This is a genomic window from Salipiger sp. HF18, from assembly GCF_011806505.1.
In the GTDB taxonomy this organism is placed as follows: Bacteria; Pseudomonadota; Alphaproteobacteria; order Rhodobacterales; family Rhodobacteraceae; genus Salipiger; species Salipiger thiooxidans.
Genome location: NZ_JAATOS010000755.1, coordinates 1 through 1,350, shown reverse-complemented (window position 1 = coordinate 1,350; position 1,350 = coordinate 1). Strand labels below are relative to the sequence as shown.

Genomic DNA, 1,350 nt, shown 5'->3' with positions numbered 1-1,350 from the left:
CAATTACCGGTCGGTGGTCTGGAAACTGGATCGAGGGGAGGGACCCGGCCGGGTGCGCCTCGGGGCCGTATCGCCCGTCGGATCTGCACCTCGGTGGTCTGCTCAAACTCTTCTAGGAAGAGTTTGTGGCGGAGAGACAGGGATTCGAACCCTGGGACCCCGTGAAGGGTCAACGGTTTTCGAGACCGCCCCGTTCGACCACTCCGGCACCTCTCCGCGGGGGTCGTGGGGGGCCGTTTAGCGAGATGCGTGGGCGGGTGCAACAGGGAAATTTCACGAATTGCGCCACAAGCCGCCGGTCGTGCCGTCACCCGGGGCAGACGCTTGGAAATCCCCTTGAGCACGCTTAATCTGGGGGACGCTCGCGAACCGGAGAATCCCCCGCCATGGTCCTGCGCATTGCCGCATGTATCCTCAGTGTCACGCTGTCCCTTCCCGCCGCCGCGGATCCCGCCGATCCCACGGAGGCGCTGCTGGATTCGCTCGGGTTGCCGGCGATCGTGCAGATCATGCGCGAGGAGGGGCTCGACTACGGGCGCGAGATGGCCGTCGACCTGATCCCCGGCGGCGCGACCCCGCGCTGGCAGGAGGCGGTCTCGGCGATCTACGACACCGACGCCATGGAAGAGACCGTGCGCGCGACGTTCGCCGAGAGCTTTGGCGACACCGACGCCACGCCGCTGCTGGCCTTCTTCGGAGGCGAGACCGGCGAGCGCATCGTCGACGTCGAGCTGTCGGCGCGGCGCGCTTTGATCGACGATGACGTGGAATATGCCGCGCGCGAGGCCTTCCGCGGGCTCGACGGCTCATCCGACGGGCGGCTGGGGCTGATCACCGAGTTCGTGCAGGCCAACGACCTTCTCGACGCCAACGTGGTGGGCGCGATGAATGCCAGCTACCGCTTCTATCTCGGGCTGGTGGACGGCGGGGCGCTCGAGATGTCCGAGCGCGACATCGCCGACGAGGTCTGGTCGCAGGAGCCCGAGACCCGCGCCGACACCCGCGAATGGCTCTACGGTTACCTGCTGATGTCCTACGGCCCGATCGCCGACAAGGACCTCGAGGATTACGTGGCGCTGTCGTCGACCGAGGAAGGCAAGGCAATGAACCGGGCGCTCTTCGACGGGTTCAATGCGATGTACGACGAGATCTCCTACGCACTCGGCCTCGCGGCCGCGCAGCAGATGATGGCGCAGGACCTCTAGGCCGGTCTTCACAGGGACACAGCAAGGGCGCAGCGGGGGCGAATAGCCTGAGCGCACCGAAAGCTCGGGTTGACAAATGAGGGGTATCCTCCGATAAGCCCGGCTCGGACCGGGGCTATTGCGGCCCCGATTTCGATTCTTATAT

The 1,350-nt window shown here is 65.9% G+C and carries 1 protein-coding gene and 1 tRNA gene; one reads left to right on the top strand and one right to left on the bottom strand.

Translation table 11 applies throughout. The features are described 5' to 3' along the window. Window positions 1-126 precede the first annotated feature (126 nt). Window positions 127-216: transfer RNA gene (locus HC022_RS26615), tRNA-Ser, on the bottom strand. Between the two features lie 170 nt (window positions 217-386). Between HC022_RS26615 and HC022_RS26610 the strand changes: the two genes are divergently transcribed. Further along, window positions 387-1,205: a DUF2059 domain-containing protein gene (locus HC022_RS26610; protein WP_167454385.1), complete on the top strand. Its 819-nt coding sequence runs from the start codon at window positions 387-389 to the stop codon at window positions 1,203-1,205. The last annotated feature ends 145 nt before the right edge of the window (window positions 1,206-1,350 follow it).